Origin of the sequence: Roseateles sp., from assembly GCF_036404855.1 — a bacterium.
Classification (GTDB): domain Bacteria; phylum Pseudomonadota; class Gammaproteobacteria; order Burkholderiales; family Burkholderiaceae_C; genus Pelomonas.
This window is the reverse complement of the sequence record NZ_DASWYS010000364.1, coordinates 1-22,569: the sequence shown is the minus strand read 5'-3', so window position 1 is coordinate 22,569 and position 22,569 is coordinate 1. Positions and strand designations below refer to the sequence as shown.

21 protein-coding genes and 1 pseudogene are annotated in these 22,569 nt (G+C 68.5%); 3 read left to right on the top strand and 19 right to left on the bottom strand.

Going from position 1 to position 22,569, the window contains the following annotated elements; all coding sequences use genetic code 11:
• Positions 1-394 precede the first annotated feature (394 nt).
• Positions 395-967, top strand: a complete 573-nt coding sequence (locus VGF12_RS24450; protein ID WP_331178655.1) for an ECF-type sigma factor — start codon at positions 395-397, stop codon at positions 965-967.
• Here VGF12_RS24450 and VGF12_RS24445 read toward each other — a convergent pair.
• The 3 genes from VGF12_RS24445 to VGF12_RS24435 form a co-directional block, all read right to left on the bottom strand.
• A complete protein-coding gene (locus VGF12_RS24445; RefSeq protein WP_331178654.1) occupies positions 964-1,854 on the bottom strand; it encodes a DUF2145 domain-containing protein in 891 nt (296 codons plus the stop codon). The genes VGF12_RS24450 and VGF12_RS24445 overlap by 4 nt on opposite strands.
• The gene (locus VGF12_RS24440; protein WP_331178653.1) at positions 1,851-2,279 is read right to left on the bottom strand and encodes a hypothetical protein; all 429 of its coding nucleotides are present in this window, start codon (positions 2,277-2,279) and stop codon (positions 1,851-1,853) included. The genes VGF12_RS24445 and VGF12_RS24440 overlap by 4 nt, the downstream gene beginning before the upstream one ends.
• 77 nt (positions 2,280-2,356) lie before the next feature.
• Positions 2,357-4,540, bottom strand: a complete 2,184-nt coding sequence (locus VGF12_RS24435; RefSeq protein WP_331178652.1) for a heavy metal translocating P-type ATPase — start codon at positions 4,538-4,540, stop codon at positions 2,357-2,359.
• 116 nt (positions 4,541-4,656) lie between these two features.
• Here VGF12_RS24435 and VGF12_RS24430 point away from each other — a divergent pair, with 116 nt between their 5' ends.
• Positions 4,657-5,835, top strand: a complete 1,179-nt coding sequence (locus VGF12_RS24430; protein ID WP_331178651.1) for a serine hydrolase domain-containing protein — start codon at positions 4,657-4,659, stop codon at positions 5,833-5,835.
• Between the two features lie 108 nt (positions 5,836-5,943).
• Here VGF12_RS24430 and VGF12_RS24425 read toward each other — a convergent pair whose 3' ends face one another.
• The 16 genes from VGF12_RS24425 to VGF12_RS24350 form a co-directional block, all read right to left on the bottom strand.
• Positions 5,944-6,942 (bottom strand): response regulator, encoded by a 999-nt coding sequence (locus tag VGF12_RS24425; protein WP_331178650.1) that lies wholly within the window; start codon positions 6,940-6,942, stop codon positions 5,944-5,946.
• Between the two features lie 124 nt (positions 6,943-7,066).
• The gene (locus VGF12_RS24420; RefSeq protein ID WP_331178649.1) at positions 7,067-7,213 is read right to left on the bottom strand and encodes a hypothetical protein; all 147 of its coding nucleotides are present in this window, start codon (positions 7,211-7,213) and stop codon (positions 7,067-7,069) included.
• A 68-nt stretch (positions 7,214-7,281) separates the two neighbouring features.
• A complete protein-coding gene (locus tag VGF12_RS24415) occupies positions 7,282-8,253 on the bottom strand; it encodes a branched-chain amino acid ABC transporter permease (RefSeq protein WP_331178648.1) in 972 nt (323 codons plus the stop codon).
• Entirely contained in the window at positions 8,250-9,137 is an 888-nt protein-coding gene (locus tag VGF12_RS24410) for a branched-chain amino acid ABC transporter permease (protein WP_331178647.1), read from the bottom strand. Before VGF12_RS24410 ends, VGF12_RS24415 begins: the two co-directional genes overlap by 4 nt.
• Before the next feature lie 154 nt (positions 9,138-9,291).
• Positions 9,292-10,497 carry an ABC transporter substrate-binding protein gene (locus VGF12_RS24405; RefSeq protein ID WP_331178646.1) on the bottom strand — a complete coding sequence of 402 codons (1,206 nt, stop codon included), beginning with the start codon at positions 10,495-10,497 and terminating at the stop codon, positions 9,292-9,294.
• A gap of 34 nt (positions 10,498-10,531) precedes the next feature.
• On the bottom strand, positions 10,532-11,245 hold the full coding sequence (locus tag VGF12_RS24400; protein ID WP_331178645.1) for an ABC transporter ATP-binding protein: 714 nt from the start codon (positions 11,243-11,245) through the stop codon (positions 10,532-10,534).
• 1 nt (position 11,246) lies between these two features.
• Positions 11,247-12,017: an ABC transporter ATP-binding protein gene (locus VGF12_RS24395; protein ID WP_331178644.1), complete on the bottom strand. Its 771-nt coding sequence runs from the start codon at positions 12,015-12,017 to the stop codon at positions 11,247-11,249.
• A gap of 60 nt (positions 12,018-12,077) precedes the next feature.
• Entirely contained in the window at positions 12,078-12,923 is an 846-nt protein-coding gene (locus VGF12_RS24390) for an alpha/beta hydrolase (protein WP_331178643.1), read from the bottom strand.
• Positions 12,920-14,002, bottom strand: coding sequence for a branched-chain amino acid ABC transporter permease (locus VGF12_RS24385; RefSeq protein ID WP_331178642.1), 1,083 nt, complete (start codon positions 14,000-14,002; stop codon positions 12,920-12,922). Before VGF12_RS24385 ends, VGF12_RS24390 begins: the two co-directional genes overlap by 4 nt.
• Positions 14,002-14,976 carry a branched-chain amino acid ABC transporter permease gene (locus tag VGF12_RS24380; protein WP_331178641.1) on the bottom strand — a complete coding sequence of 325 codons (975 nt, stop codon included), beginning with the start codon at positions 14,974-14,976 and terminating at the stop codon, positions 14,002-14,004. The genes VGF12_RS24385 and VGF12_RS24380 overlap by 1 nt, the downstream gene beginning before the upstream one ends.
• A complete protein-coding gene (locus tag VGF12_RS24375; protein ID WP_331178640.1) occupies positions 14,973-15,704 on the bottom strand; it encodes an ABC transporter ATP-binding protein in 732 nt (243 codons plus the stop codon). The genes VGF12_RS24380 and VGF12_RS24375 overlap by 4 nt, the downstream gene beginning before the upstream one ends.
• On the bottom strand, positions 15,701-16,444 hold the full coding sequence (locus VGF12_RS24370; protein WP_331178639.1) for an ABC transporter ATP-binding protein: 744 nt from the start codon (positions 16,442-16,444) through the stop codon (positions 15,701-15,703). The genes VGF12_RS24375 and VGF12_RS24370 overlap by 4 nt, the downstream gene beginning before the upstream one ends.
• Before the next feature lie 16 nt (positions 16,445-16,460).
• Positions 16,461-17,660: a substrate-binding domain-containing protein gene (locus VGF12_RS24365; RefSeq protein WP_331178638.1), complete on the bottom strand. Its 1,200-nt coding sequence runs from the start codon at positions 17,658-17,660 to the stop codon at positions 16,461-16,463.
• Positions 17,661-17,821: 161 nt separating this feature from the next.
• Positions 17,822-18,214 (bottom strand): hypothetical protein, encoded by a 393-nt coding sequence (locus VGF12_RS24360; protein ID WP_331178637.1) that lies wholly within the window; start codon positions 18,212-18,214, stop codon positions 17,822-17,824.
• Entirely contained in the window at positions 18,211-19,716 is a 1,506-nt protein-coding gene (locus VGF12_RS24355) for a sigma-54 interaction domain-containing protein (RefSeq protein WP_331178636.1), read from the bottom strand. Before VGF12_RS24355 ends, VGF12_RS24360 begins: the two co-directional genes overlap by 4 nt.
• Positions 19,717-19,781: 65 nt before the next feature.
• Positions 19,782-21,977, bottom strand: coding sequence for a TonB-dependent receptor (locus VGF12_RS24350; protein ID WP_331178635.1), 2,196 nt, complete (start codon positions 21,975-21,977; stop codon positions 19,782-19,784).
• Between the two features lie 259 nt (positions 21,978-22,236).
• On the opposite strand from VGF12_RS24350, the pseudogene VGF12_RS24345 reads away from it, so the two are divergent.
• Positions 22,237-22,569: pseudogene (locus tag VGF12_RS24345) on the top strand (MBL fold metallo-hydrolase); the annotation flags it as partial.

The following is a 22,569-nucleotide window of genomic DNA, read 5'->3' as shown; positions in this document are numbered from 1 at the left end:
GGGGTCGGCGCGGGGGCCGGCGCGGGCGTGGGGGCCGGTGCAGGGGCGGGCGATGGCGCGGGCGAAGGTGCCGGAGCCGGAGCCGGAGCAGGTGTCGGCGCCGGTGCCGGTGCCGGTGTGGGTGCAGGCGCCGGTGTGGGTGCAGGCGCCGGTGCGGGCGCAGGAGCCGGGGTCGGCGTGGGGTCGGGGGTCGGATCACCGCCTCCCCCGCAGGCGACCAGCGCGGTAGTCAGCAGCAGCGAGAGCGGAGCCAGGGTCTTGGGTCGGGGAGCGGGACGCATGATGAACCTCATCGCGGAAAGCCGGAAAAAGCCGGATCTGTCTGCTTACGCCGCGTTGCCAGGGCAAAAGGCTCATGAGGCTCCGACAAAACCTGCCGCTAGGATGCGCCGCGATGAGCGACGACGCGCCCCTGTCCGATGTGACCGCCTGGCTCAGCCAGCAACCGGCCGACGCCGACGGCGTCGGCGACCGTCTGTTCGCGGCGCTCTACGACGAGCTACGCCGGCTGGCGCGCAGCCACCTGCGCCACGAGGACTCCGGACACACGCTATCGGCCACGGCGCTGTCGCATGAGGCCTGGTTTCGGTTGGCGGCGCAGACACGCACTCAGTGGCGCAATCGCGGCCACTTCCTGGCAGTGGCGTCCATGATGATGCGGCGCATCCTCGTCAACCACGAGCTCGCGCGGCGCGCCGACAAGCGCGCGGCCGAGCGGGTGGCGTTGACGCTGTCGGGACTGGCGGAGCTGGCGCTGCCGGCCGACCGCGACATCGTCGCGGTGCACGAGGCATTGCTGGCGCTGGAGGTCGTGGACGCGCGCGCGGCCAAGGTCGTCGAGTTGCGATTCTTCGGCGGGCTGGAGAACGATGAGGTCGCCGAGGTGCTGGCGGTATCGCTGGCGACGGTCAAGCGCGACTGGACCCTGGCACGGGCCTGGCTGCACCGAGAGCTGACGGGCGGTTAGAGCCCGTCCTGCGCGGGGCTTCGGTCACCCGGCTGCGGCATGCAGCCCGCCGCCAGCGGCGCGCCCCCCTCGCGCAGCACGATGCCCTGCGGCCCGTGGCACAGCTCGATGCGGCGCGCGGCGGGCCACCGCTGCAGTGCAAAGGCCTCCAGGCTGGCGGGCAGACTGGTCTGCATCCGGCCGGCGCCGAGCTGCTCGGCGGGGTGGTCGTGGAAGTGCAGCCAGGGCACGAAGCGGCCCGCCAGCAGCAGCCAGGGCGACACCTGCACCGGCTCGGGCGAATAGCCTTCGGCGCGCAGCCAGGCCTGGGCCTCGGCGCGGTCGGCGCTGCCGGTGAGCGCCGCGGCCAGCAGCTCGGCCACCCACTGGTTGCAGTTCTGATAGTCGGTGCTGAATGGGTAGGCGTTGGCGCTGTAGCGCGCGTTCAGCAGGCCCAGCGCAAGCGGCTTGTCCAGCGCAGCGCGCGCCAGCGCCGTGGCGGCTTCGTGCGGCAACAGCAGCAGGCTGACGTAGCCAAGGTTGGCATCATCGCTGCCGAGCACGAAGCCGGCCAGCCCCTGGTCGAACAGGCGTGGCCGGCCCTCGGCGCAGGCGTAGTAGAGCTGGCGCACGGCCCAGGGCGTGTCCAGTCCCGAAGCGAGGGCGACGGCGGCATGGGAGTAGCGCAGACCGAAGCGCGACAGGTCGGTGCCCGATCGCGAGATCAGCGCGGCGGGGCTGCCCGAGGCGGCGAGGACGCCTCGCACGGCGGCGGCGAAGCGCAGCAGGCGGTCCTGCTGGGTGGCCGTGACTTCGACGGGACGGTCGCAGCCGCGCGGCGGCAGTGAGCCAGCCAGAACCGGGACCGCGGCCAGCGCGAGCGCCAGCGCGGCGATGTCACGGATCAAGGCTCGACGGCGCGCGCGGCCAGCTCGCGATGCCAGGCGTCCTCGAGCACGAGGAAGAAGGCCCGGCCGGTGTCGGCATGGGCGAAGGCCACGCCATACGGCTGGGGTGTGGCCTGCACCTCGTCGCCAACATTGACGGTGCGCGCGGCCAGGGCCTGTTCAGGCAGGGTCAGCTCGACGGGCGCGGCGCCGTCGCGGGCCAGCGTCAGGCGCAGCTTGCCGGCGTCGGCTCGGGCGACGTCGGTGACGCGGTAACGGCCTTCGGCGCGATGCTCGCCGCCGCTGCTGCCGGACGAGGCTCGGAAGGAGTCCGACACGCTGCCGGACGCGGACGAACCGGCCTCGGCGGCCGACGAAGCGAAGGAGGTGGCCTGGGCCGCCGTGGTCGCGGCCAGGGCGAGGGAGGCAAGGAGGACAACGCGCATGGTGGGCTCGGGAACTGCTGGAGGGTCGACGATAGCGCGGATGGGTACCTTCCTCGGCGGGGCGCTCCGTGGTCCTCTCAGCGCGCCGTGCCGCGCCAGCGCTTCAGCGTCAGCGCGTTGGCGACGACGCTGACGCTGCTGAAGGCCATGGCTGCGCCGGCGATGACCGGGTTCAGCAGCCCCAGCGCGGCGAGCGGGATGCCGACGACGTTGTAGGCGAAGGCCCAGAACAGCCCCTGGCGGATCTTGGCGTAGGTGCGATGGGAGACGTCCAGCGCGTCGGCGACCAGGCGCGGGTCGCCTCGCATCAGGGTGACGCCAGCGGCCTCCGTCGCGACGTCGGCGCCGCCGGCCATTGCGAAGCCCACCGACGCGGCCGCGAGCGCCGGTGCGTCGTTGATGCCGTCGCCGACGAAGGCGACCACGGCGCCGCCGTCGCGCAAGCCTTGCACGACCGAGGCCTTGGCCGCCGGCAGCACTTCGGCATGGACCTCGGTGATGCCCAGTTGTCGGGCGACGCCCGCCGCAGCGCCCTGGCTGTCGCCGCTGACCATGACGGTGCGGATGCCGCGTGCTTGCAACTGCGCGATGGCCGCCGCGGCCGTGTCCTTTACGCGGTCGCCGAAGGCCAGCAGGGCCAACGCGCGGCCGTTCTCCACCAGCCAGGACACCGTGCGTCCGTCGGCCTCCAGCCGACGCGCCTCCTTGGCCAGGCCGGCGTCGCTCACGCCCAGTTCCTGGACCAGCCGGGTGTTGCCCAGTGCCAGCTGCCGGCCCTGCACGACGCCTTCGACGCCCCGGCCCGGCAGCGCGCGCGCCTGCGCCACCGGCAACGCGGCCGTGCCCTGGGCCTCGGCCAGCACGGCCAGCGCCAGCGGGTGGCTGCTGCTGCGCTGCAGTGCGGCGGCGAGCTGCAGCACTTCGTCCCGGCTGCCGCCCGGGGCCGGCACGACAGCGACCAGCGTCGGCTGACCCACCGTCAGCGTGCCGGTCTTGTCGAAGGCGACCACCGTCACCGCATGGGCCAGCTCCAGCGCTTCGGCGTCCTTGATGAGGATGCCCTGGCGGGCCGCGACGCCGGTGCCGGCCATCAGCGTCGTCGGGGTGGCCAGGCCCAGGGCGCAAGGGCAGGCGATGACGAGCACGGCCACCGCGTTGACAAGGGCCTGCTCGGCATCGCCCGCATGCAGCCACCAGCCGGCGAAGGTCAGCGCTGCGATGACCAGCACCACCGGCACGAAGACGGCGCTGACGCGGTCGACGACGCGCTGGATTGGCGCCTTGGCTGCCTGGGCAGACTCGACCATGCGGATGATGCGGGCCAGCGCGGTCTCCGCGCCTATGGCCGTGGTGCGCACCGTCAGCGCGCCTTCGGCATTGATTGCGCCGCCGGTCACATGCTGGCCCGGCGCCTTGGCCACCGGCAGGCTCTCGCCGGTGATGAGGGATTCGTCCACATGGCTGCGGCCGGCGACAACCTCGCCGTCCACCGGGATGCGATCCCCCGGGCGCACGGCGACGAGATCGTCCACGCGGACCTCGGCGACGGGCACCTCGATCTCCACGTCGCCGCGCAGGACGCGCGCCGTCGTCGGTCGCAGCGCGTTCAGCGCGCGGATGGCGTCGGTGGTCTGGCGCTTGGCGCGCTGCTCCAGGAACTTGCCCAGCAGCACCAGCGTGATGACGGCAGCCGAGGCCTCGAAGTAGAGGTGCGCATGGCCCGGATGGCGGGCCAGCAGATAGACCGACAGGCCATAGGCCGCCGAGGTGCCCAGGGCCACCAGCAAGTCCATGTTGCCGCTGCCCGCGCGCAGCGCGCTCCAGCCTGCGCGGTAGAAGCGCGCACCCAAGATGAACTGCACCGGCGTGGCCAGCAGCAGCTGCCACCATCCGGGCAGCATCGCGTCAATGCCGAACGGGCCCAGCAGCATGGGCAGCAGCAATGGCAGCGTCAGCACGGCGCCGATCGCGACGGGCCACCAGGCGGGCAGGCCGCCGACGGGCTCCGGAGCTGGCGGTGCTGCGGCCGCGATCTCGCTGGCCGGGTAGCCCGCCTTGCCCAGTGCCGCCGTCAGCGCCGCGACGGGCACGTTGGGAAGCGCCCGGACCGAGGCCTTCTCGGTGGCGAGGTTGACGCTGGCGGCCTGCACGCCTGGGATGGCCTGCAAGGCCTTCTCGACACGGCGCACGCAGGACGCGCAGGTCATGCCACTGACCTGCAGGGTCACGTCGTTCAGGGCGGGAGGGGCAGCGGTGTTCATGGCGCGGTCGTTTGCTGGGAGGGTAAGCGCATGCTCAGGCTTACCATCATGGCAAGGTCAAGCACCCGGGGTTTGACCCTGCGCAAGGGGTGGGGGCGACTGGCCACAATGGACCCATGAGCTCGACCCTCACGACGCGCCGGACCCTGCTTTCCGTCCCGCTGCTGCTGGCGGCAGCGATCGCCGTGGCGCAGCCCGCCTACTTCCCGCCGCGTGGCGACTGGCAGCGCGCCGAGCCCTCGGCCGTGGGCCTGGACGCTGCGAAGCTGGCCGACGCCGTGGCCTACGCCCAGGCCCACGACAACCCCGCGCCGCGCGACCAGGCGCAGGCCCTCGCCCAGAGCTTCGGGAAGGTCGAACCCTATTTCGGGGGGCAGATCGGCCCCACGCGCGAGCGTGCCGCCATCAACGGCGTCGTCATCCGCCGCGGCCGGGTGGTGGCCGAATGGGGTGACACCCGGCGCGTGGACATGAGCCACAGCATCACCAAGACGTTCCTTTCCACAGTGGTGGGGCTGGCCTGGCAGCAGGGGCTGATCCGCAGCACCGATGACCGTGTGGCCGATGCCATGCCGCCCGGCGTGGACCTGTTCGCGTCGCCCAAGAACGCGCCCATCACCTGGGAGCACCTGCTGCGCCAGACCAGTGACTGGCAGGGCACGCTGTGGGGCAAGCCCGACTGGGCCGATCGGCCGGTGGGCAAGACGCCGGAGGACTGGCCCAACCGCCCGCTGCATGCGCCGGGCAGCCACTACAAGTACAACGACGTGCGCGTGAATGTGCTGGCGCTGGCGGCGCTGCAGGTCTTGCGTCGGCCGCTGCCCGAGGTGCTGCGGGATCAGGTCATGGACCCGATCGGCGCGTCGGGCCGCTGGCGCTGGCATGGCTACGAGAACTCGTGGGTCGAGCTGGACGGCCAGCGCATGCAGTCGGTCTCCGGCGGCGGGCACTGGGGCGGCGGCATGTTCATCGACGCCTGGGATCTGGCCCGCTTCGGCTATCTTTTCCTGCGCCAGGGCGAGTGGAACGGCCGCCAGTTGGTGTCGCGCGACTGGATCACCAAGGCCCGCGCATCGGGGCCGGCCAATGCCGATTACGGCTACTGCAACTGGTTTCTCAACACTGGCCGCAAGGCGCTGCCCGCGGCGCCGGAGAGCAGTGTGACGTTCCGCGGCAACGGGCAGAACATCGTCTACATCGACTGGGAGAACGACGTCGTCGCGGTCGTGCGCTGGATAGACAACGGGCCCGCGCTGAACGAGTTCATTGCGAGGTTGCTGGGGGCGGTGAGGTGAGCAGGGGAGCTGGCGGCCGAAGCCGATCGGGGGCTGCGCCGTTCTGGCCTCAACGAACGGCGCGCAGCTTTTCGTCGCCCCAGTGCTGCCGGTGGCGCGAAAGGCTTTTCAGGCGGGCACCTTCACGGCCAGACGGGCGTGCTCGATGGCGGCGATCAACGCCTCCTCCGAGTAGGGTTTGCCGAGCAGCTGCGTCACGCCGGCCGCGCGGGCCTGCTCCAGCTTGTCGTCGGAGGATGTGATCATCATCACGGGCAGTTGGGCCGTTGCAGCGTTGGCGCGCACTTGACGGGTCAGCTCGAAGCCATCGATGCCGGGCATTTCGACGTCCGTGATCAGCACGTGCGGGCGCTCGGCGGCCATCAGTTCCAGTGCCTGCTCGCCGCTCTCGGCCAGCGCGACGCGGTAGCCCTGCGCGGCGAGCAGGCGGTTGATCTTGACGCGGACGATCTTGGAATCATCGGCGATCAGGACCAGGGTTTCGTCGGCACGCAGTTCGCGGGTGCTTTCGGCAGCAGCAGCGGCCGCCGCCGCTTCGGCCGTGGCGCGGCGCTCGGCTTCTTCGGCGGCAAGACGGGCCGCGGCTTGCTCGGCGGCCTGGCGGATTGCCTCGCGGGTGGCGGCTTCGGCCGCCTGCTGTTCCGCCAGGCGCCGGGCGGCTTCGCGCTCGGCCTCGGCCTGCTCGGCGGCCAGTCGCAACGCCTCGGCTTCGCGGGCCAGCTCCTCGGCCTCCAGTCGCTCCGCCTCCGCGGCCTCGCGGGCCGCTTGCTCGCGATCCAGCCTTTCGGCTTCGGCCTGCTGTTCCGCCCGGCGTCGGGCTTCGGCTTCGCGCGTGGCGGCTTCCTGTGCGAGGCGCTGGGCCTCGGCGGCATCGCGGGCCGCTTCGGCTTCGAGACGGGCGGCCTCCTCGCGTTCGGCCGCGATGCGCTCGTGCTCGGCCCGCTGCAGCCTTGCCGCGTGGTCGGCGGCCTCCTGTGCGATGCGCTGGGCTTCGCGTTGCTCGGCGTCGGCGCGGGCACGCCGCTGGCGGCGCTTGCCCACCCAGAGCAGCAGCAACACGACGGCTACCGCGGCAGCGGCCAGGGACCAGGTCAACAGCTCGTTCATCGTCGGGATGGTGGCGCGATGTCAGGGGCGTCCATCATCGCGCCGCTGAGCACCGCGTTCCGTGCCCAGGCCTTTCGACAGTGGGCCTGGGGCGTCGTTTGTCACGCCCGGGCCAGGCCCGGACTCAACGCTGGGGCGGCGGCAGCACGCTGGCGGTATGGATCGGGCTGTCGGCCTCGTCGTTTTCACCGGGCACGAGCAGTGTCAGCACGACGGCCAGCACCGACACCAGCAGTGTGGCGGTGAACTTGAAGCGGGCGGACGTGACCATGCCCTGCATACTGCGTCACATTGGTCCCTGCCGCGCCCCCTAGCTTGTCAGTGAATGCTGACGCCCGTTCAGGCGCGTCGGCGCTCCAGCAGGGCCATGGCCTCGCCGACGATGCCGCGGCGGAAGGCCAGCACACAGACGATGAAGATCAGGCCGGTGACGAGGCTGACCGATTCGCCCAGGCTGTTGAACCAGGTCACGCCGGTGACGTCGGCCAGCAGGTTGCCGAAGTCGCCGATCTTGTTCTCCAGCGCGATGATGACCAGGGCGCCGACCATGGGGCCCACCAGCGTGCCCATGCCGCCCACCAGCGTCATCAGGATGACGAGGCCGGAGGTGGTCCAGATCGCGTCGGTCAGCGTCGCGAAGCCCAGCACCAGCGTCTTGGTCGCGCCGGCCAGGCCGGCGAGGGCCGCCGACAGCACGAAGGCCAGCAGCTTGAAGTGGGCCGTGTCATAGCCCAGCGAGGTCGCACGGGCCTCGTTCTCGCGGATGGAGGTCAGCACCTGGCCGAAAGGCGAGTGGACGATGCGGTAGATCAGCCAGAAGGCGGCGATGAAAATGCCCAATACGACGTAGAACAGAGTCAGGTCGTGGGTCAGATCCAGGCCCAGGAAGTGGCCGCGCGGCACGGACTGCAGGCCGTCTTCCCCGCCCGTGAAGGGTGCCTGCAGGAAGTAGAAGTACAGCATCTGCGCCAGCGCCAGCGTGATCATCGAAAAATAGATGCCCGAGCGGCGGATGGCCAGCAGACCGAACACGAGGCCCACGGCGGCGGCGCCGGCCATGCCGGCGATCAGACCCACCGGCGTCGGCAGGCCCCAGACCTTGAGCGCATGGCCGCAGACATAGCCCGCCGTTCCCAGGAAGGCCGCATGGCCGAAGGACAGCAGGCCCGTGAAGCCCACGAGCAGGTTGAAGGCGCACGCGAAGAGGGCGTAGCACAGCACCTTCATGACGAAGACGGGATAGGCGCCCAGCAGCGGCAGCAGGCCGATGCCGATGAAGAGCGCGGCGTAACCGATGAGCTTCTTGTTCATCGCTCTTTTCCGAACAGGCCCGCCGGACGGACCAGCAGCACGATGGCCATGACGACGAAGACGACCGTGTTGGACGCCTCGGGATAGAAGACCTTGGTCAGCCCCTCGATCAGCCCCAGACCCAGGCCGGTCAGGATGGAGCCGAGGATGGAGCCCATGCCGCCGATGACGACGACGGCAAACACCACAATGATGAGGTTGCTGCCCATCAACGCCGACACCTGCAGGATCGGCGCGGCCAGCACGCCAGCGAAGGCCGCCAGCGCCACGCCGCCGGCGTAGGTCAGCGTCACCATGGCGGGGACGTTGATGCCGAAGGCCTGCACGAGCTTGGGGTTCTCGGTGCCGGCGCGTAGCTTGGCGCCCAGCGAGGTTTTCTCGATCAGCGCCCAGACCGCAAAGCACACCACCAGCGATGCGACGACGACCCAGCCGCGGTAGTTGGGCAGGATCATGAAGCCGAGGTTGGTGGCGCCCGTGAGCTGCTCCGGCACTGAGTAGGGCTGGCCCGACACGCCATAGAAGCTGCGGAACACGCCCTCGATGACGAGGGTGATGCCGAAGGTCAGCAGGAGGCCGTAGAGGTGGTCCAGCTTGTAGAGCCACTGCAGCATCGTGCGTTCGATGACGATGCCGATCAGGCCCACGGCGAGCGGCGCGAGACCGAGCATGACCCAGTAGTTCAGCCCCAGGTACTCCAGCCCCATCCAGGCAAAGAAGGCCCCCATCATGTACAGCGCCCCATGGGCGAAGTTGATGATGTTGAGCATGCCGAAGATGACCGCCAGGCCCAGCGACAGCATCGCATAGAAGGAGCCGTTGACCAGGCCCAGCAGCAGCTGGCCCAGCAGGGCTGGTAGCGGAATACCGAAGATTTCAGTCATGGCAATGGTGTTCAGGCCCTGGAGGCCCGCCGGGCCGCTCTCAAGGGCGGCGGGGGCCGACGCCGATGCCGGCTTGCGCCGGCATCGATCGGCGTTCCCTTGGGGGACCGACCAGACACGCGCGTGTTCAGCAGCGCGGGGCTGGGCGTGGGGGTCACTTCTTCACCAGCGGGCACTTGCTGTCCGCCAGCGCCGTGTAGGCCTCGGCGCCCGGGATGCGCGACACGACCTTGTAGTAGTCCCAGGGTTCGGTGGACTCTTTGGGCGACTTGACCTGCATCAGGAACATGTCGTGGATGCCACGGCCGTCTTCCTTGCGGATGGTGCCCTTGGTATAGAAGTCGTTGATCGGCGTGTCCTTCATCTTGGCCATGACCTTGTCGGCGTCGTCGGTCTTGATCGCCTCGACGGCCTTCAGGTAATGCGTCACGGCCGAGTAGTCGGCGGCCTGCAGCGACGACGGCATGCGCTTCATCTTCTCGAAGAAGCGGCGCGCCCAGGCGCGGGACTCGGGGCTCTGGTTCCAGTACCAGGAGTCGGTCAGGTACATGCCTTCGGCGGTCTTCAGGCCCAGCGAGTGAATGTCGTTGATGAACATCAGCAGGCCTGCGAGCTTCATGCTCTTGGTGACGCCGAACTCATTGGCCGCCTTGACCGAGTTGATCGTGTCGCCGCCGGCGTTGGCCAGGCCCATGATCTGCGCGCCGCTGCTTTGCGCCTGCAGCAGGAAGGAGGAGAAGTCGTTGGCGTTGAGCGGGTGCTTGACGGCGCCCACCACCTTGCCGCCGGCCTTGTTGATGACCTCGGTGGCATCGGCCTGCAGCGCCGCGCCGAAGGCGTAGTCGGCAGTCAGGAAGTACCAGCTCTTGCCGCCGGCCTTGATCATGGGGTTCACCGTGCCACGGGCCAGGGCCACGGTGTCGTAGGCATAGTGAATGGTGTAGGGCGTGCAGGCTGCGTTCGTGAGTGCCGAGCTGCCGGCGCCGATGGAGATGAAGGGACGCTTCTTCTCGGCGGCGACGGTGGCCATCGCGAGGTTGGCGCCCGAGTTGGTGCCACCGATCAACAGGTCCAGACCCTGCGTATCGATCCATTCGCGCGCCTTGGCGTTGGCGATGTCGGCCTTGTTCTGGTGGTCGGCGAAGATCAGTTCAATCTTCTTGCCGCCGATGTTGCCCTTCATGTCGGCGATGGCCATCTTGATGGCCTCCACGCCGCCGGCGCCATCGATGTCCGCATACACGCTGGACATGTCGGTCAGGAAGCCGATCTTGATGACGTCGCCAGAGATCTGGGCCTGTGCGCCGAGGCCGCAGCTGGCGAGGGCGGCTGCTGCGAGAGTGGTGCGAATCGCTTTCATGGATAGTGTCTCCTGGGTGTGAGTCTTCGTGGGTTCAAACACTGAGCAACTCGTCCATCTGGGCCTGGTGGGCCGGCAGGTCGGCTGCGGGGAAGGACAGCACGACCTCGCCGTGCTCGATGACGATGAAATGGTCGGCCAGGGGCGCGGCGAAGCGGAAGTTCTGCTCCACCATGACGATGGTGAAGCCCTGTTTCTTCAGTTCGCGGATCATGCGGGCCAGGGCCTGGACAATGACGGGGGCCAGGCCTTCGGAGATCTCGTCCAGCAACAGGATGTCTGCGCCCGTGCGCAGGATGCGCGCCACGGCCAGCATCTGCTGTTCGCCACCCGAGAGGCGCGTGCCGGGGCTGTGGCGGCGCTCCGCAAGGTTGGGGAACATCGCGTAGATCTCGGCCTCGGACATGACCTTGCCCCGCCGGCTCTTCAGCAGCGGCGGCAGGCGCAGGTTCTCCTCAGCCGTCAGCGATGCGAAGATGCCGCGCTCCTCGGGGCAGTAGCCGATGCCGAGTTGAGCGACGCGGTGGGGCGAGAGTGCGACTGCCTCGTTGCCATGGATCTTGATCGAGCCCTTGCGCGCGCCAGTCAGTCCCATGATGGCGCGCAGCGTCGTCGTGCGGCCGGCGCCGTTGCGGCCCAGCAGCGTGACGACCTGGCCCGGCTGCACGCTCAAGTTGATCCCGTGCAGGATGTGGCTCTCGCCGTACCAGGCGTGGAGGTCGGTGATTTCGAGTGCGGGCGTGGCCATGTCAGTGCGCGCCTTGCAGTTCGGTGGCTTCCGTGCCCATGTAGGCCTCGAGCACCGCCGGGTGCTTGGACACCGTCGCGTAGTCGCCCTCGGCCAGCACGGCGCCGCGCGCCAGCACGGTGATGCGATCGGCGATGCTCGCCACGACCTTCATGTTGTGCTCCACCATGAGCACCGTGCGTCCCTCGGCCACGCGTTTGATCAGTGCGGTCACACGGTCCACGTCCTCGTGGCCCATGCCCTGCGTGGGCTCGTCCAGCAGCATCAGCTGCGGCTCCATGGCCATGGTGGTCGCGATCTCCAGTGCGCGCTTGCGCCCGTAGGGCAGGTCGGCGGCGCGTGTGTTCGCCATGTCGCGCAGGTCGACCAGCTCCAGCAGCGCGAGCACCTTGGCATCCAGCGTCTGCAGCCCCGTCAGGCCCTTCCAGAAATGAAAGCTGGTGCCGGTGAAGCGCTGCAGGCCGATGCGCACGTTCTCCAACACGGTCAGGTGAGGAAACACGGCCGAGATCTGGAAGCTGCGGATGACCCCGCGGCGCGCGATCTGAGCCGAGGTTTCGCCGGTGATGTCGGCGCCGGCGAAGACGATACGACCTCGCGTGGGCGTCAGGAACTTCGTGAGCAGGTTGAAGCAGGTGGTCTTGCCCGCGCCATTGGGCCCGAGCAGCGCATGGATGTGGCCACGCTGCACCTGCAGGTTCACGGCGTCCACGGCCGTGAAGCCTTTGAACTCCTTGGTCAGGTCCTGGGTCTCGAGGATGTATTCGCTCATGGACTTCCGGGGTTGCTGCGCGACTCTAGGCCTTCAGGCCTGACGCTGGCTTACGGGCATTCACGGGGTCTGGTCGGCCGAGAGGAAGCGTTCGATAAGGCCGATCTGCTCCGATGTGTTCAAGGCGGGGGCATGGCCGCAGCCAGGGATGAGTGCCACCGCCGCGCGCGGGCCGCGTTCGCGCATGGCCTGGGCGGTCTCCGCGGTCAACAGCGTCGAGTCCTCGCCGCGCAGGCACAGTACCGGTAGGTCGAGCTGGTCCCAGGCGCTCCACAGCTGGTAGTCGTCGGGGTGGCGGTCGAACTGCTCGACCATCGCGGGATCGTAGTGCGTGGTCACGCGGCCATCGGGCAGGCGGCGCAGCGAGGTCTCGGTCAAGTGGCGCCACTGCATGTCGCTCAGGTGACCGAAGCTCGCGTAGATTTCGCGAAAGTACCGCTCCAGTTCGGTCACGGTCGCGAAGCTGGGGGGCTGGCCGGCATAGGCCTTGATCCGGGCCAGAGCCGGTGCGGCCAGCTCGGGGCCGTTGTCGTTCAGCACAAGACGCTTGATGCGGCCACGCAGCTTCGTCGCCGCGCCCAGCGTGCCAATGGCGCCGCCCATGGACGTTCCCACCCAATGCACCTTCTGCAGGCCCAGCTGGTCGAGCAGTGCCTCGGCCTGCTCGACGTAGAACTCCAGGCAGTATTCGCGCGTCGGGTCGATGGCCCATTGCGAAAGGCCGCGGCCCAGAGTGTCCGGGCAAATGACATGCCATCGCGATGCCAGCGCTGTCGCAAAGTCGTCGAAATCGCGGCTGCTGCGTGCCAGGCCATGCCAGGCGATGACGGGCGGCGCGCCCGCGTCGCCCCATTCGGTGAGGTGGATCTCGCGACCCAGGCAGGTCAGATAGCGCGAGCGCATCATGTGCCGGCCCTCCCTCGTTTCCATGCCGCAAGCCTCAGCCGCCCGACGACGCCACCCGGGAAGTGGTAGACGGCCAGCACGAAGAGCAGACCCAACCACAGCAGCCAGCGGTCCGGCGAGACCAGGGTGCTCAGCACCGGCACAGCGTCGACCAGCGAGCCGGCGCCCTTGAGCAACGCCTGCAGGTAGTTCTGCGCAACGATGAAGAGGACGCTGCCGATGATGGCGCCGTAGACCGTGCCCATGCCGCCGATGACGACGATGAGCAGCAGGTCCAGCATGATCTCCATGCTCATGGCCGTCTCTGGACCGGTGTAGCGCAGCCACAGCGCCAGCAGCGCGCCGCCGCAGCAGGCCAGTAGTGCGGCAATGACGTTGGCGCCGGTGCGGTAGACCACGGGCCGGTAGCCGATGGCCTCGGCACGGAACTCGTTCTCGCGGATGGCCTGCAGCACGCGGCCGAAGGGCGAGTTGACGATGCGCAGCAGCAGCACCACGAGGGCTGCGACGGCGACGAAGAGCAGGTAGTACGTCAGCAGCCGGCCGTCGAGCATGACGCCCAGTACCGGCTCCTCCATGAACTCGGTCGACGGGCGCAAGACTTCCGGCAGTTGGAAGTTCAGCCCGTCCTCGCCACCGGTGAAGTCGCTGAGCTGCGAGCACAGCGTCATGAAGGCCGAGGCCACGGCCAACGTGATCATCGCGAAGAAGATGGCCTTCACGCGCAGGCTGGCCAGGCCCATGGCGAGGGCAAGAACGGCGCTCAGTGCCAGCGCCGCGACGAAGCCGATGCCCAGCGATGTCCAGTCCGAGCCCAGCCGCGTCGATGCGACGGCGATGCCGTAAGCGCCGATGCCGACGAACATCGTGTGCGCGAAGCTGACGATGCCGGTGTAACCCAGGAGCAGGTCGTAGCTGGCCACGAGCAGGATGAAGATCAGTATCTTGGCCGCGACGTTCAGCGCCTGGGTACCCGGGAAGATGAAGGGCGCGCCGAGCAGGCCGACGAAACACGCGATCAGCAGCGCGGCCAGGATGCGGCTGCGCGGCAGGTCGTGGGAGAGCAGGGTGCGGATCATCACTTCGCTCCCACCGGGTAGAGGCCCTGCGGACGCCACAGCAGGATGGCGACCATCAGTCCGATGTTGGAGAACAGCGCCGCCTTCGGCGCGAGGAAGCCGACGTAGTTGGCCACCAGGCCGACGAGCAGGGCACCGATCAGGCAGCCGATCGTCGAGCCCAGGCCGCCGATGATGATGACGATGAAGAGCAGCAGGTTGACCTGGGCGCCGATTTGCGGCGTGACGCCCTGCTGCACCAGACCCCACAGCACGCCGCCCAAGCCCGCCAGCGCGGAGCCGGCGACGAAGACGCCGACAAAGAGGCGCTTGATGCGGTAGCCCAGCGCCTCCACCATCTCGCGGTCCTGCACGCCGGCGCGGATCAGCAGGCCGATCTTGGTGCGGTTCAGCACCAGCAGCAATGCGACCAGCACGACGAGGCCGACGACCATGGCCAGCACGCGGAACTTCTCCACGGCCACGTCGCCGACCAGGAAGATGCCGCGCAGTGCGTCGGGTAGCGGCAGTGGGATCAGCTGCGCTCCCCAGCTGGCCTTGATCAGCTCCTCGCCGATGATCATGCCGCCCATGGTGATGAGGATCTGCTTCAGGTGCTGGCCGTAGACGGGCCGCACCAGCACGCGCTCGAACACGACGCCCACGGCCGCCGCGATCCCCATGCCAGCCAGGCAGGCGACGGCCAGCGCGGCGAGGTTGGCCAGCACGTCGGGGCTGGCGGCCCAGGGCGCCAGCGCGGCCAGCACGGTGGTCGCCATGAAGGCGCCCAGCGCGATGAAGACGCCGTGGCCGAAGTTCAGCACGTCCATCAGCCCGAAGACCAGCGTCAGGCCCGAGGCGATGACGAAGACGATCAGGCCCATGGCCAGGCCGGCGAGAGTCAGGTTGAGCCAGGTGCTGACGCTGCCGGTCAGCGGCAGCGCCAGCAGCATCAGCGCGGCGAGCAGCGCCAGGGGGCGGGGGTCGAGCTTCATTGGTGGGCCGCCAGCGAAAGGCCCAGCAGGCGTTGCTGCAGGCCGGAGTCTTCGATCAGCTCACGCATCGCGCCGCGATGCACGATACGGCCGTCGTCCATGACCGCGACGCGGTCTCCCAGTTCGGTGGCGACGCGAAAGTTCTGCTCGACAAGCAGCACCGTTGTCTGCGTGCCTTTCAGCTCGCGCAGTGCCGTGATGAGGTTCTGCACGATGGCCGGGGCCAGTCCCTTGCTGGGCTCGTCGATGACCAACAGCTCGCGCGGCTCGATCATGGCCCGGGCGATGGCCAGCATCTGCTTCTGTCCGCCCGAGAGCTTGCCGGCCGGATGGGTCCAGAAGGTCTTCAGCGCCGGAAAGAGTCCGAACAGCCAGCTCAGGCGTTGGGCGTCGAGGTCGGCGATCCGCCTGGCGCTGCGGGCGGCCAGCAGCAGGTTCTCCGCGACGCTGAGCTCGCCGAAGATCCCCATGGTTTCGGGCACATAGGCGATGCCGCGCGAGGCGATGTCGGGCGTGGCGAGTTGGGTGATGTCCTCGCCCTTGAACCTAACGGTGCCGGCGCTGGCCCTCCACAGGCCCATCAGCGTGCGCAGCGTGCTGGTCTTGCCCGCGCCGTTGCGACCCAGCAGCATGGTCACCTGGCCGGTCGGCACCTCGAGGTCCACGCCGTGGAGGATGTGATAGGCCCCGACGTGCGTATGCACGCCTTTCAGTTCGAGCAGGTTCATGCCGCCACCCCGAGGTAGGCCTCTTGCACGATGGGCGAGGCGATGACGGTGGCTGGATCGCCATCGGCGACCAGCTTGCCCTGGTGCAGCACGATGATGCGGTCGGCCAGTTCGCGCACGACGTCCATCTTGTGCTCCACCAGCAGCAGCGTGTGTTTCTTCTCCGCCTTCAGCGCGCGGATCAGGTCCAGCACGACAGGCACCTCGTCCACGCTCATGCCAGCCGTGGGTTCGTCGAACAGATAGACCTTCGGGTCCAGTGCGATCAGCATGGCCACCTCCAGTTTGCGCTGGTCGCCATGCGGCAGGCTGGCGGCCAGGTCGTCGGCGCGTGAACCCAGGCGCACGCGGTCAAGGATGGCCCGCGCTTCTTCAATCAGCTCCTTGTGCGACAGCCACACCGACAGCATTCGCAGACCCTTGCCGTGGCGGGCCTGCACGGCCAGCCGCACGTTCTCCAGCACGCTCAGGTGGGCGAACAGCTGTGTCAGCTGAAAGGCCCGGCCGAGCCCGCGCCGCGTGCGCAGCGGCGCCTGCTGGCCGGTCAGGTTCTCGCCATCCAGCCAGACCTCGCCGCTGGTCGCGGGCAACTGGCCCGAGATCAGGTTGAAGTAGGTCGTCTTGCCCGCGCCATTGGGGCCGACGATGGCCGTCAGCGTGCCAGGCTGGAAGGTGCAGCTCACGTCGTCAACGGCCACATGGCCGCCGAAGCGTATCGTCAGGTTCTTGGTCTCGAGCACGGGCCGCCGTCCGTCATCAACGCTTGTTGCGGATGGGCACGTTCATTTCCTCGGGCTTGATTTCCCGCACCAGCTCCGGCACGCCCCAAGGGAAGGCCGGGTCCGCCTTGATGCGGAAGTGGTACATGGACTGCATGGCCTGATGATCCTGAGGGCGGAAGGTCATCTTGCCCTTGGGCGTCTCGAAGCTCATGCCCTCCATGGTCTTGATGAGCTTGTTGGTCGTCGTGTCGCCGCTGGTCTTCTTCAGCGCCTCGACAAGCGCGATGCCCGCGCTCATGCCGCCGGCCGTGAAGAAGTCAGGGGGCTGCTTGTATTGCTTGTAGTGGTTGGCCACCAGCCACTCGTTGACCGGGTTCTTCGGGATGCCGAAGTAGTAGTAGGTCGCACCCTCCATCCCTGGGAACTGCTTGTAGGCTGTCATGGCCGGCAGGATGTTGCCGCCCGAGCCCACGCCGATGCCGTAGCGCTTTTGCAGGTCCAGCGCGGCCAGCGCGCCGAAGGGCGGCGTGCCGCCGGCCCACACCACGCCGATGACCTTGGGACCGGGCTTGTCCTTCAGTGCGTCCACCAGGCGCTGGATACCGGCGGTGAAATCCGTCGTCGCCGTGGGCAGGTATTCCTCGTGGACGATCTTGGCCTTCTTCAGCGCCTCCTTGTAGGCCTTCACGGCGTCACGGCCGAAGGCGTAGTCCTGGGCCAGGATGCCGATGTTGAGGCCCGCGATGTCGGACGCGACGGCATTGCCGATCGCGTCCTGGGACGAGTTGCGGCCGGTGCGGAAGATGTACTTGTTCCACTTCTCGCCGGTGATGGAGTCGGCCACGGCCGGCTCGACCAGCAGGATCTTCTTGTACTCCTCGGCCACCGGCAGCATGGCCAGCGCCACGCCGGAGGAAGAGGGGCCGACGGCGATGTCAGCCTTGTCGTCGCCGAAGGCTGCGGCGAGCAGGCTCTTGCCCACGTCGGGCTTGCCCTGGTCGTCCTTCTCGATGACGACCAACTTCTTTCCCGCCACGGTCATGGTGCCGCCGGTGGCGTAGTCCAGGCCCATCATGAGGCCGATCTGCGTCTGCTTGCCGTAAGCCTCCAGCGGGCCAGTTTTGCTGTAGACGTGGGCGATGCGGATCTCATTGCCGGCAGCAGGCGCGAGGCCTGGGACGGCGACCGCGAGGGTGACTGCGGCGAGGGCAAAGCGGCGCGTGGTGGGGCGCATGAGGCTTGTCTCCTGTGGTTTGTTTCGATCTGCTCTGTCGGCAGACGGTGTCTTCCCTTTTTGCAAGGGCCGTGCCCGGCGGGGAAGGGGGCGCCGGGGCGTTCTCTGTACGGGTTGTCCCGCGGCTTTGCCCTCGGGAGGGCTGTGAAAGTGTCTGGCCTTCAGGCGTCGTCTGAAATGTGGACACTCCCATGCATGCGCTTCACGATCAGCAGGGCCGACACCGAGAGCCCGGCGACGGCCAATGCCAGAGGGAAATAAAGGAGCCACGCGAGTCCGCTTTCGCGCGGCGGGACCCATCCGATCACCCAAGCCTGGAAGCCGAACACCAGCAGAGTCAACAACAGCAATGGCAGCCACGCGAACCGACGGGCGGGGACAAAACAGGCGCCGATCAAGACCACGATGAGCTGCGGACCGGCCAGGTACAGCCAGTTGAGCGGCACTCCTGGCCACGCGTCGGGTTGCGGATTCGAGATCTCGCGGCCCGCCACCAGCATCAACGGCATGAGCAGCGCACCCGTCGAGCATGCGCCAAAGCTGGGCGGCCTCATTGGATGTCGCGTGCTTGTTCCAGGTCTGGCCAACGTGCCAGCCTCTCATACAGCGAAGCCCTTGAAATCTGCAGCAGGCGTGCCGCCGCCATGCGGTTGCCACTCGTGGCGTGCAGGGCCCGGGCAATGGCGTCGCGCTCCAGGGCCTCGATGAGTTCGGGCAGCGGCGCGACGGCCTGCGCCGTCGTCAGCGTGGGCGCCGCTGCAGGCTGGGGCAGCGGGACGGGGGTGTCGACCTTGACCGGCAGCGCCACGCCGCCCTGGAAATGCGCGGCCGTCAGCTGCATGTCGTCGCTCATCAGGCTGACCTGCTCTAGCGTGTTGCGCAGCTCGCGGATGTTGCCGGGCCAGGACTGCTGCATCAGCCATTCGATGGCGTCGGGGCTTAGCAGCTTCTGCGGCATGCCGCTGCGGCGGGCGATGTCCTCGCCCAGCGCCTCGGCGAGCGCTTCGATGTCTTCCAGCCGCTCGCGCAGCGCCGGCACGCGGATGGGCAACACGTTGAGCCGGTAATAGAGGTCGGCGCGGAACTGGCCGGCCGCGACCATGGCGGCCAGGTCGCGGCTGGTGGCGGCGATGACGCGCACATCCACGCGCATGACCGTGTTGGACCCCAGCGGCTCCACCTCCTGCTCCTGCAGCACACGCAGCAGCTTGCTTTGCAGCGCCAGCGGCATGTCGCCGATCTCGTCGAGGAACAGCGTGCCGCCGTCTGCCAGCTTGAACTTGCCGTCGCGGCCCTTGCGATCGGCGCCGGTGTAGGCGCCGGGGGCGACGCCGAAGAACTCGGCCTCCAAGAGCGTTTCCGGCACCGCGGCGATGTTGACGCTGACCAGCGGCCGGTGTGCGCGCCGCGAGGCCGAGTGGATGGCATGCGCCATCAGCTCCTTGCCGGTGCCGGTTTCGCCCAGCAGCAGCACGGTGGAGTCGGTCTGCGCGACGCGGCGGGCCTGGCGCTTGACCTCCAATGCCGCCGGGCTGGTCCCGATGAAGCTGGCGATGGTGTACTTGGGCCGGCGCTGCGCGGCCAGCTGGCGGCGCGTGTCTTCCAGCTCCTGCTGCAGCCGCGCGAACTTCTGGATCAGCGGTTGCATCGTCGTCTCGGGGTGGTCCAGCAGCACCAGGCCCAGCGCGCCGATGACCTCGCCCGCGTCGTTCCTCAAGGGCAGACGGCTGACGAGGAAGGTGCCGGCCTTGTTCGTCAGCAGGTCCACCAGCACCGGCTTGCCGTTCTCCAGCACCTGCAGCATCTGCGTGTTGGGGACGACGTCTTCCACGCGTTTGCCGACGAACTCGCGCTCGTCCGCAAACCCCAGCGCCGGCAGGAAGCGCTTGTAGCCCTCACTGATCCAGACGACGCGGTGGTTACGGTCGATGACCATCATCCCTTCCGTCGAGCGGGCCAGCACGTCGAACATGGACTGCGCGGCCAGGCGCAACAGCCCGTCGACGTCCTGGGGGATGTCGAGCGCGGTGGGTGTCTGGCTTTTGGACAGGGGCATGGCCGGCGCAATGTACCGCGCCGGCCCTCCCCCCCGGGCGAGGGCGGACCCGTTCGGTGGCACCGTCAGAACTTGAACGTTCCCCCCACCGTGACCGTGCGCGGTGCGCCGTAGAAGGCGTCCAGCACGCCCAGGGCGCTAATGTTGTAGCCGTCGGTCTTGTAGGCCTTGTTGGTCAGATTGCTGCCCTGCAGGAAGAAGCTGAGCTTGCTGTCCTTCTCCCAGATCAGGCCGGCGTTGACCAGCGTGTAGGCGTCCTGGGCCAGCGCCTCGGCGAGGTCGGTCGTCGGGTAGACCTTGCTGCGGTGCGAGATCCCCAGGCGCGAGCGCAGCGTGCCCATGGCCAGCTTGGCGTTGTGCTCGATGTTCAGGCCGGCCTGGAACTTGGGCGTGTTGGAGAACTTCTTCTGGCTGGCCACGTTGACGCCGCCGTCGAAGTACTCGTCGTACTTGGCGTTCAGTGCCGCGAGGTTGCCGCTCAGGCGCCAGGCCGCGGTGGGCCGCCAGGCGAACTCCAGCTCGGCGCCGTTGATGGTGGCCTTGCCGGCGTTCGTGAAGTCGCCGAAGAAGGCCGGCTGTCCGTTGGCGCCGATGTAGGACGTGAACACTGACAGCTGCACGTTCTTGTACTTGTTGTGGAACAGCGCCGTGTTCAGCTCCACGCGGCCTTCGTCGAACACCATCTTGGCGCCCAGCTCCAGCGAGTCCAGCTTCTCGTCCTGGAAGGGTTCGGCCGAGCGCGGCACGGCCACGGCCTGGGCGCGGATGTTGTAGCCGCCGCTCTTGAAGCCGCGCGAGGCCGTCGTGTAGAGCTTGACCGCGTCACTGGCCTTGTACTCCAGCGACAGGCGCGGCGAGGTGTTGGTGACGGAGCGGGTCTTGTCGAAGTCGGCCGCCACGGAGGTGGGCGTAGGCCCGAAGTTGGCGTTCGGGAAGCCCAGGTTCAGCACCCGTGCGCGCTTGGACTCGTCGGTGTAGCGCAGGCCGGCGCTGACCGCGAACTGCGGCGTCAGCCGCCAGCTCCAGTCGCCGAAGACGGCCTTGCCCTTGGTGAAGACATTGCCGTTGGTGGTGCCGAACAGCAGGTTGAAGAAGTTGTTGCGCACCGTGCCGCCGGCGCGGCCGTCGAAGTAGTACAGGCCGATGACGCCCGAATGATTCTGGCCCTCGTAGATGGCCTGGATCTCGTGGCTCTGCGAGCTGTCGTGGTACTCGGCGCGCACGTCGGCGATCTTCGCGGGCAGGCCGTCGAAGTCGATGCTGGTGTCGGTGTCGGAGGCGCGGTGGGCCAGGATGTACTTCAGGCTCCAGTCGGCGTTGACGCCCCAGTTCAGCGTCAGCGACTCCCCCTCGCTGTTGGTGTAGTTGGCATTGGGCATGCCGCTGGCGATGTCGTAGCGGCTGGCGCTGGGTGGCGTCTTGGCGGGGTCCGAAGGGTTCACGTTCAGGCGCTGGAAGCCGCGCATGTGCGAGCTGTCGCGCGTGCGGTCGGCCGAGACCTGGGCGCTGAAGGTCGTGCCCGTCGGGAACCAGCCGAAGGACACGCGGCCGCTGGTGGTGTTCTGGTCGCTGACGGGGCTGCCGTCGGTCAGGTTCTTGCCATAGCCGTCGCGGTTCAGGCTGGCGCCAGCGATGCGGAAGCGGAACTGACCGTCGTTGACGGCCGTGCCGACGGCGCCCTTGGCGTTGACCTGGCCGTAGTTACCCACGGCCAGCGTCACCTGCCCTTCGGTTGCTTGAGGCAGTGGCTTGGACACGTACTTCACCGCGCCGCCGATGGTGTTTTTGCCGTACAGCGTGCCCTGTGGGCCGCGCAGCACTTCCACGCGCTGCACGTCGTACACGTCCAGCAGCGCGCCCTGAGGGCGGGCGATGTAGACATCGTCGAAGTAGATGCCCACGCCGGGGTCCACGCCCCATAGCGGGTCAGCCTGGCCGACGCCGCGGATGAAGGTGGTCAGCGTCGTGTTGCTGCCGCGCGCGGCGTAGATGGTCAGGTTGGGCACCTGGCCCTGCAGGTCGCCGAGGTCCTTGATGGCGAGCTTGTCGAGCTGGTCGGCAGTCAGCGCCGTGACGGCGACGGGCACGTCCTGCAGAGTCTCCTCGCGCTTGCGCGCCGTGACCTTGACGACGTCCAGCGTCGTCACCGCCGGTTCAGCCGCGGGGGCAGTCTGGGCGGCTGCTGGCAGCGCGGCGGCCGCGCCGAGGGCGGCGAGGATGGCGAAATGCAGGCGCGAGCGCGCCGGGTGGCGTCGGGGCATGGCTTGTCTCCTGGTTTGTTGTCTTGGGTGCCAGCCCCCCAAAGCGCAAAACCCATGCCCGCGCCAACACGGGGCGAATTCCAGACAAACCCTTGCGAGCTAACCCGCGGTTTTGCCGTCCGCCACGCTGGCACTGTCCGAATTCCAGTCAATCGCCGCGATCGATGCTGTCCAGTCGGCAGACAGCTGCCCTGGGGGCTGCAGTGGCGAGGAGGCGCCGGTATCCTGCGCCGCTTCCCTCATCCTCCGGAGACCCACGATGCCTCAACGCCTGCTTCCCGCCGCCCTTGTCCTCATCGCCGGTCTTGGCCTGGGCGCCGCGCCGGCCCTCGCTGCCGGCCCGCAGCTCAAGGGCCAGGCGCCAGGCTGGTACCGCCTGCAACTTGGCGACTTCGAGATCACGGCGCTGAACGACGGCACGCTGGACCTGCCCGTCGACAAGCTGCTGCAGCAGCCGCCGGCCAACACGCTGCGCGCGCTTCAGCATGCCTACCTGGGCGTGCCGCTGGAGACCTCGGTCAACGCCTTCCTGATCAACACCGGCAGCAAGATCGTGCTGGTGGACACCGGCACCGCCGGCCTGTTCGGTCCC

Excerpts from the sequence above, each read along its gene's own strand:
- VGF12_RS24450 (WP_331178655.1), top strand. The coding sequence starts at position 395 with ATGAGCGACGACGCGCCCCTGTCCGATGTGACCGCCTGGCTCAGCCAG.
- VGF12_RS24440 (WP_331178653.1), bottom strand. The coding sequence starts at position 2,279 with ATGCGCGTTGTCCTCCTTGCCTCCCTCGCCCTGGCCGCGACCACGGCG.
- VGF12_RS24435 (WP_331178652.1), bottom strand. The coding sequence starts at position 4,540 with ATGAACACCGCTGCCCCTCCCGCCCTGAACGACGTGACCCTGCAGGTC.
- VGF12_RS24430 (WP_331178651.1), top strand. The coding sequence starts at position 4,657 with ATGAGCTCGACCCTCACGACGCGCCGGACCCTGCTTTCCGTCCCGCTG.
- VGF12_RS24425 (WP_331178650.1), bottom strand. The coding sequence starts at position 6,942 with ATGAACGAGCTGTTGACCTGGTCCCTGGCCGCTGCCGCGGTAGCCGTC.
- VGF12_RS24420 (WP_331178649.1), bottom strand. The coding sequence starts at position 7,213 with ATGGTCACGTCCGCCCGCTTCAAGTTCACCGCCACACTGCTGGTGTCG.
- VGF12_RS24415 (WP_331178648.1), bottom strand. The coding sequence starts at position 8,253 with ATGAACAAGAAGCTCATCGGTTACGCCGCGCTCTTCATCGGCATCGGC.
- VGF12_RS24410 (WP_331178647.1), bottom strand. The coding sequence starts at position 9,137 with ATGACTGAAATCTTCGGTATTCCGCTACCAGCCCTGCTGGGCCAGCTG.
- VGF12_RS24405 (WP_331178646.1), bottom strand. The coding sequence starts at position 10,497 with ATGAAAGCGATTCGCACCACTCTCGCAGCAGCCGCCCTCGCCAGCTGC.
- VGF12_RS24400 (WP_331178645.1), bottom strand. The coding sequence starts at position 11,245 with ATGGCCACGCCCGCACTCGAAATCACCGACCTCCACGCCTGGTACGGC.
- VGF12_RS24395 (WP_331178644.1), bottom strand. The coding sequence starts at position 12,017 with ATGAGCGAATACATCCTCGAGACCCAGGACCTGACCAAGGAGTTCAAA.
- VGF12_RS24390 (WP_331178643.1), bottom strand. The coding sequence starts at position 12,923 with ATGATGCGCTCGCGCTATCTGACCTGCCTGGGTCGCGAGATCCACCTC.
- VGF12_RS24385 (WP_331178642.1), bottom strand. The coding sequence starts at position 14,002 with ATGATCCGCACCCTGCTCTCCCACGACCTGCCGCGCAGCCGCATCCTG.
- VGF12_RS24380 (WP_331178641.1), bottom strand. The coding sequence starts at position 14,976 with ATGAAGCTCGACCCCCGCCCCCTGGCGCTGCTCGCCGCGCTGATGCTG.
- VGF12_RS24375 (WP_331178640.1), bottom strand. The coding sequence starts at position 15,704 with ATGAACCTGCTCGAACTGAAAGGCGTGCATACGCACGTCGGGGCCTAT.
- VGF12_RS24365 (WP_331178638.1), bottom strand. The coding sequence starts at position 17,660 with ATGCGCCCCACCACGCGCCGCTTTGCCCTCGCCGCAGTCACCCTCGCG.
- VGF12_RS24360 (WP_331178637.1), bottom strand. The coding sequence starts at position 18,214 with ATGAGGCCGCCCAGCTTTGGCGCATGCTCGACGGGTGCGCTGCTCATG.
- VGF12_RS24355 (WP_331178636.1), bottom strand. The coding sequence starts at position 19,716 with ATGCCCCTGTCCAAAAGCCAGACACCCACCGCGCTCGACATCCCCCAG.
- VGF12_RS24350 (WP_331178635.1), bottom strand. The coding sequence starts at position 21,977 with ATGCCCCGACGCCACCCGGCGCGCTCGCGCCTGCATTTCGCCATCCTC.